The 6297-nt window shown below is 52.2% G+C and carries 8 protein-coding genes; 3 read left to right on the top strand and 5 right to left on the bottom strand.

Annotation, left to right across the window (positions count from 1 at the left end; all coding sequences use genetic code 11):
* The 4 genes from IXC47_RS19095 to IXC47_RS19080 all read right to left on the bottom strand — a co-directional run.
* A partial coding sequence (locus IXC47_RS19095) for a TonB-dependent receptor plug domain-containing protein (RefSeq protein ID WP_195876744.1) occupies positions 1 to 1167 on the bottom strand: 1167 nt, incomplete at its 3' end.
* A gap of 89 nt (positions 1168 to 1256) precedes the next feature.
* Positions 1257 to 1886 (bottom strand): hypothetical protein, encoded by a 630-nt coding sequence (locus IXC47_RS19090; RefSeq protein ID WP_195876743.1) that lies wholly within the window; start codon positions 1884 to 1886, stop codon positions 1257 to 1259.
* Entirely contained in the window at positions 1828 to 2652 is an 825-nt protein-coding gene (locus tag IXC47_RS19085) for a hypothetical protein (protein WP_195876742.1), read from the bottom strand. Before IXC47_RS19085 ends, IXC47_RS19090 begins: the two co-directional genes overlap by 59 nt.
* Positions 2653 to 2859: 207 nt before the next feature.
* Positions 2860 to 3312: a winged helix-turn-helix domain-containing protein gene (locus IXC47_RS19080; protein WP_195876741.1), complete on the bottom strand. Its 453-nt coding sequence runs from the start codon at positions 3310 to 3312 to the stop codon at positions 2860 to 2862.
* 238 nt (positions 3313 to 3550) lie between these two features.
* Here IXC47_RS19080 and IXC47_RS19075 point away from each other — a divergent pair, with 238 nt between their 5' ends.
* The 3 genes from IXC47_RS19075 to IXC47_RS19065 all read left to right on the top strand — a co-directional run bounded on the left by IXC47_RS19075 (position 3551) and on the right by IXC47_RS19065 (position 5005).
* Positions 3551 to 3907, top strand: a complete 357-nt coding sequence (locus IXC47_RS19075; RefSeq protein WP_175626824.1) for a winged helix-turn-helix domain-containing protein — start codon at positions 3551 to 3553, stop codon at positions 3905 to 3907.
* Positions 3908 to 4110: 203 nt separating this feature from the next.
* Positions 4111 to 4614 carry a nitrate reductase associated protein gene (locus IXC47_RS19070; protein WP_195876740.1) on the top strand — a complete coding sequence of 168 codons (504 nt, stop codon included), beginning with the start codon at positions 4111 to 4113 and terminating at the stop codon, positions 4612 to 4614.
* A gap of 178 nt (positions 4615 to 4792) precedes the next feature.
* On the top strand, positions 4793 to 5005 hold the full coding sequence (locus tag IXC47_RS19065) for a hypothetical protein (protein WP_195876739.1): 213 nt from the start codon (positions 4793 to 4795) through the stop codon (positions 5003 to 5005).
* 93 nt (positions 5006 to 5098) lie between these two features.
* Here IXC47_RS19065 and IXC47_RS19060 read toward each other — a convergent pair whose 3' ends face one another.
* A complete protein-coding gene (locus IXC47_RS19060; protein ID WP_230089670.1) occupies positions 5099 to 5842 on the bottom strand; it encodes a transporter in 744 nt (247 codons plus the stop codon).
* Between the last annotated feature and the right edge of the window lie 455 nt (positions 5843 to 6297).

Below are 6297 nucleotides of genomic sequence, written 5' to 3'. Positions count from 1 at the left end.
GCCACCACCTCCTCCGCCACCGCCGCCTCCAGCGGCCACGTCACGAATGCGACCATTCTCGCCATAGCTGTCGCGGCGTGTATCGATGGCAGCACTCAGCGTCAGGCGATCGGTTGCCAGATGTTCGACTTGCAGGTGATAACCGAGGCTGCGGCTATCCGATGTTTTATCGAAGCCACCATTGATACGATTACTTTGCAACAGCGCATAATTCGAACCATCGAAACGACGCTCGTCCTGGCGCAACTGGCTCGCATAGATCCACCCACGCAAACGCGTGCGATCAGTAATGGCCCAATCTGCAGAAAGCTGTGCTGACAGTTGTGAAATATTGTCGTAGCGTTCATAGCGCGGTACTTGCGCAAAGACATCCGTACTTGGATAGATGCCTGGTGGTTTGCCCTGGCTACCCTCGCCTGCATTGATGCCCAGACCTATTTTCAGGTCACGATTGACCTGATAACCAAAGTTACCGGTGATGGTCGTGCTATCCAGATCGCTGTTGCGACGTTTGCCGCGTGGCTGTTCGGCAGTGCCGACATAGTCAGTCGACAAACGGGTATCGCCATGTTCCTGATGATCAGCAGAAATGAACCAGTCGAGTGCACCAGCCTGGCCACCAATGCTGGCGCTGACCGCGCGCGACGCATTGGTGCCAAAGCGTGCATCGACATTTGCTGTCGTATGGTCTGCATTACCGCGGCGCGTGATGACGTTGATAATGCCAGCTGTACCACCTTCGCCATACAGTACCGACGAAGTCGCGCTGCGCACCACGATCTCATCGATTTGCGTCACGGGTATCAAGGCCGGATTGAACTGCCCGTCAGCATTCGAGTTGACCGGTATGCCATTTACCAGCAATTTGATCTGACGTGTACGTTGTCCTCGCATATCGATACGTGGCGAACCCTCACCACCGGTGCGGATATTCAGGCCAGGTATTTGTGCCAGTGCTTCATCCAGCGTACGGGCACCGCGACGCTCGATATCCTCGGCACTGATACGCCAGACGGTAGTGGATTTTTCAGCGACGTCAGCCTGCTGGCTGCCGGCAACTTCGATCTGGCCCAGTGTATAGGCTTCGTTATCGGCAAATGCCTGCGTGCCGAGGGCGCAACTGGCTAACCCTGCTATCAGCAAGGAATGGCGTGCGGGTTTCTTCATAATGACTTTCTGGCTATAGCTGTTTGAATATAACGATAAATAAATACCAGCCCTGAAAAGGCTGGTACCGGAACTACAGGAACAACAGATTAGTGACGGCGTTTACGGCTGCTACCAAGATAAAGCAGCAATCCGAGGAAGGCACCTATAGCGCCAAACAGCGCGTGGGTAGAGAGCGGATAGGCTATGCCGTTGATGAGTGAACCAAATTCAATCGCTCCGGCGCTCAGGTTGCTGAAAACATTACGCGTGAGTGGCGCGATCATATGCGTCAGTGCGCCAACCACAGGCAACCAGATGAAATAAGGCAGCACTGAACGTATGCGCGCACCCGGACGAAAAACCAGCGCATCGACGATGCAGCCTTGCAAGAAGTAAGTCAGCATCTGCGCAGACTTGCCATCCAGTCCTATGCCGCCCGCATAAATGCAGGCGGTGGTTGCTGCGCCGAGGCCGACGACCATGCCAGCAGCCCCACGATTGGACAGCAAACGTGCCAATATCAGCAGTGCAAACCATTCCATGCCGTGATAGCCAGGCATGCGCAGTGGAATACGGAACGACTGATGCAGCACCGCTGCCAACGCCCCCACGCCCAGCAGCAGGATCAGCTCGAGTGCGAGCGGATATTGAGCAGCCTGATCGCGAGTACCCGGCCAGCTAAAAACGCTTGATGTAGTTTTTGGAAGCTGCGCGCCATCCGTTGAAATCGCCTTCATCTACCTTCTCCACTAATAAAGTTGCTTGTCCCTGCAGAAAAACCGCGCGCGGCCATTCACCAAGTTCAATACTGTCTTCTGCGTTTATCACTACTTCAGCACCCAGCTTGCTCTGTATCGTCACACCGGTGGCCTGTTCAAGTGCACCTGCCTTCCAGCATTCAGCGGACATGCCACGCAATTGCTTGAGCCAGAGGAAGCGCCCGTCACTTCCACTCGCATTCAGGCCGACCGCCGCCAGCGCACCGATTACGCCACCGTGGGTTCCGGTCAGTCCGGCCATGTCTATCTTGTGTCCGACGATCAGCTTGCGTGCGTCAGCTTGCGTCAACACCTGTTCCTTGGCCGCACGTCCGAACTGCTGGACGACGTCTGGCAAATCCTTGCGTTGCACCAGCACGGTTCCGGCATCCGAGCCTTCGGCACTTTCTTCCAGCAGGTAGCGACAGGTGTAATCAAAGATCGTCTGGCGATCGACTATCGATGGCAAAACCAGGCAAGCCGAGCTGTTGTGCGAGGTATAAGGAATACGCGGGTCCACCAGCAACTGATGACGCGTGATGGCCTTTACCTCGGCGATGCCAGCCTCTGCCATGCGCAGAGCCAGTTGTCGCGCAAGAAATCCGGTACCACGCGAAGTCAGGTTGTCTGTGTCATCAATGGCTAGCAGCCAGTCGTCCTCATGTGGCGGCGACCAGCGCTTGCCTATCGCATCCAGCGCGCGCCACTGTGCTGCATTGATCGGATCGGAGCCAAGTGGCTGCATATTGGATTTGCCCTAAAAAGTCGATATGTTACATAACGACATATCGACAGCGCAATACCCAAATGAAAATAACGTATGGTGAATGTTGTTGCCAGGCGATGCCGCATGCCTGCCAAAAGTGAGCTGGCAGAGTGAAGATAGGTCCGATGGGGGGGCACGCAAAGAAGGTTTGCGGCGCGAACTGCACTGGATGTGCAATCAGGAAGATTAACTCTTGTCGACTTCTTTCATCGACGCCAGCTGCACCAGGCGAGCCAGTTCTATCGATGCGGCTGTGTTGATACGCTGCTCCAATGAAGAATACGTCGCCAGGATGTCGCTGCCCAACTCGGTCAACTGCGCACCACCCCCACCCTTGCCACCTTTGACAGTCGTGACGACCGGCTTGCCAAAGCCCTGGTTCAGAGACTCGATCACCAGCCATGCATTTTTATACTGCATGCCGAGTGCACGTGCAGCAGCGGATATCGAATTCAGTTCAGCAATTTGTCTGAGCAATTCAATCTTGCCGGGACCGATGGAGATGGAGTTACCAATAAAAATACCAGGGCGAATGATCGCCACTTCTCCTCTGCGCTTACTGCCCGGCTTACGACCGGGCTTGGCACCGGATACATCCGTGATGGCTTCTTTGTGGGCCGGTTTTTGCCTGGATTGCATTTTTCAGTGTGAGATACGCAGAGCGCTCATTGTATTTGCACTTCATTAGAAATGGGAAGCGCTTACGAGCGCAGGCTAGCAGCCATAAGGTTGATTGTCCGTCTGATTGCGCCCTGGGTCGCCCCATCCGCCATCATGATCGACGAACTAATACATACGGATTCAAGAACTTCGTTATTACATTCAAGTATCCAACGTAAAATACGGCTCAAGATACCGATTACCCATCATCAATAACATGTCCAAAGCTAAAACCGCGATCATCGTGCGTCCGCGCATCTCCATTGGGGACGCAATATCCATAGGGCCGGGCAAGATCGATTTGTTGCAAAAAATACGTGAAACCCACTCGATTTCCGCTGCAGGCAGGGCTTTGGGCATACCGTATAAACGCGCCTGGCTATTGATCGACTCGCTTAACCAGGGATTCGGACAGCCTGTAGTGGCAACGATTTCTGGCGGGAAAGGCGGTGGCGGCACATCTTTGACCCCGCTAGGCGAAGCCCTGCTGGTTAGATACATCGCCCTTGAAGAGCGCATGAACGCTGCATCTGTCAAAGAACTGGACGCCCTCCAGAAACTGGCCAAGTACTAAATTACCGCCTGAAATGTCCAAGCCAGTCCGAAATGGTTTATGCTCGTCGTTATGTCATTTATCACCGAACGCTTTAACTTGATTTTTTGTTATGCCATTTTCCCACTGGCGATTTTTTCTTGCCCGTCGTTATGTCATTTTTCACCTAACGATAGACGCACTCCCTCACGGAAACATATTCGATGCAGCATCAGTTATCAGCCATGAAAAAATCCTTAAGAAACCGTACTGCGGTCGTGGAAAATTCACCAGTCGCGCACTTGTTGTTTGAATTCGAGTCGGATTTTATAGATACGCTCTGCTGCATACCGATGATCGTTCGCTTCAAGTTGGACCGATGCGGTATGAAATTATCGTTGAGAGCCTGGAATCAGCTCGATCGCTCCATACGTGAGAATTTGATGTTGTTGCCGACCGAGTTGCCCGGGGATATAGATAAGTACCGCGCCTACTTAAGTAGCGAGATTAAGAAAACGGATGAAGCTGTAATCAACATGGGGATAGACCTCACACCATATTGGTTATCGGAAGACGTCATTCCTGACCCCATCTCAAAAAAGGCGCAAGAGAAAAACATTCATTTAAAAGATGATCTGTGGCTGACGCTAAATCCTCTACAGAGATTCGCTTTAATTAAACTCACTCGGGCGCAACATGAGAATATGAATTTTCTGCCGGCGCTGAAAGAATTCCATTTAATCGACTGATTGCTTAGCTTGAAGAGTATCCTTCTAGCGCAGGTTTTATCACCATGTTTTTGTATGAAAATTGATCAAGAATGAATAAGCCCCCTGCTTTCCAGGCAAATTACACTTGTGTACATCCCGGCTTTTTACCATTCATATCTGGCAGTTCTGTCCGTACAAGTAATAGTTGGGCCATGCGATGAAAAAGGGCTTTGGCGAAATACGCTGTAAATTCTGCATGACCTGGCAGCGGTCCGAGGTACAGCACTATGACGAGGAAAGTTTCCTGGCTGTTGCACCGGGAACCGATGGGCAGGAATGCATCAATCCCTGGTGCCTGCAGTGGATTCCGGCGGATAACGACAACTTCCGCTGGCGCACGGTAAAAGTGCTGGATCCGAACCAGCCCTGAGACTGTTCGTCACGCGAACGGCCAGTCTTCATTGCTGTTGCCGCGTTCAGCTATCCACGTTCCACAGCCCGGCAATCAAAGATAAAACTCTTCTTATTTAGGAAACAGAAAGGTCATGACGAAACGCACACCAACATCGTGCGCCCCTGTATCCGGATTATCTGCCCAATAGCGCACGCCACCGCCAAGACTGACCGGTTGCGTACCAAACTTGACGAGTTTGGATACCATCAAATTGATCGGAAGCGACCATTCCTTGGCTTTCCAATCGTAGGTTGATTCGGTATTCAGGCTGTAGGTCCATGCATCTTTTGTTGTGTACGAAAGAAAGGGCTGGAGGAATGTATTACTCAGGTCCCGTCTGCTACTGCTGCCCCCCACTCCCCAAATGTGGCTTGCGAGTGCGCCGTAAGTCCATGGCCCATCCTGCTTCAGGATGACACCGGTTGGCCCCGCCCCCCATTTCCTCGCACTTAAATTCGGATCGGTACCTGTGGGCAATAAAAACGCAGGACCTACGCCCCATATGATGCCGCTGGATGTCGGTGCCTTGGGTGAGAAAAACAGGCTTTGCGTTACATCACCCAGACCGGATTCACTACTGCCGGGAATGACGCCACTCTGGCTTGCAATAGGCACGATGGTGCGACTAATCACGTTCCAGTCCGCATTCAAGGAAATAGGGACAACGGGTTGCACATTCAAATACGATTTATGCCCGTTCTTGTCAGGTCCATAGTGATGATCATAGTTGTACTGCAAGGGTACGCTGATCAGTGCAGCCACAGGATTCGAGAGCTTCTTTGCCAGTTCTGCAGAATCCTCTGCAGCTGCCATGGATGCCTGTGCACAGCAAAACACCAATGTGCACGCGGAGGCTAGGTTACGCGAAGACATATGTATCCTTCGACAAAGTGAGTATCTTGAATATGCGACTACACGAGGAAAATTTCCCGCAGTGTTTTCAACCTTAACAAGCGAAAAAGAAAGAGGGAATAGCACTTTGGTGAGAGAGCCATCTCCTTATGGTGCAATAGATGTTGATCTCCATCGAGAATGGACCATGTAGAGAACACAATCTTGCCGGCCGAAGTGAGTAGGAAACTGGCGGCCTTATCGTCGGCAACACTCTTTATCTATATTCGTCATCACGTATAGATGTGTAGTAAGCGTACGCCCAGTACCGTCTTGCGCTAAAGCTGAATTTCCATCAAGCGCCGATTGGCCTCATGCAGATCGAAGGCGGCTGGGTCGAAGCGGCCGCCGTGCCATTGCATCATATTGGCATGCTC

The organism is Herminiimonas contaminans, assembly GCF_015645465.1.
Lineage (GTDB): Bacteria > Pseudomonadota > Gammaproteobacteria > Burkholderiales > Burkholderiaceae_D > Oxalicibacterium > Oxalicibacterium contaminans.
Note: the sequence above shows the minus strand (reverse complement) of the source record. Positions and strands in the feature narration are given on the sequence as shown.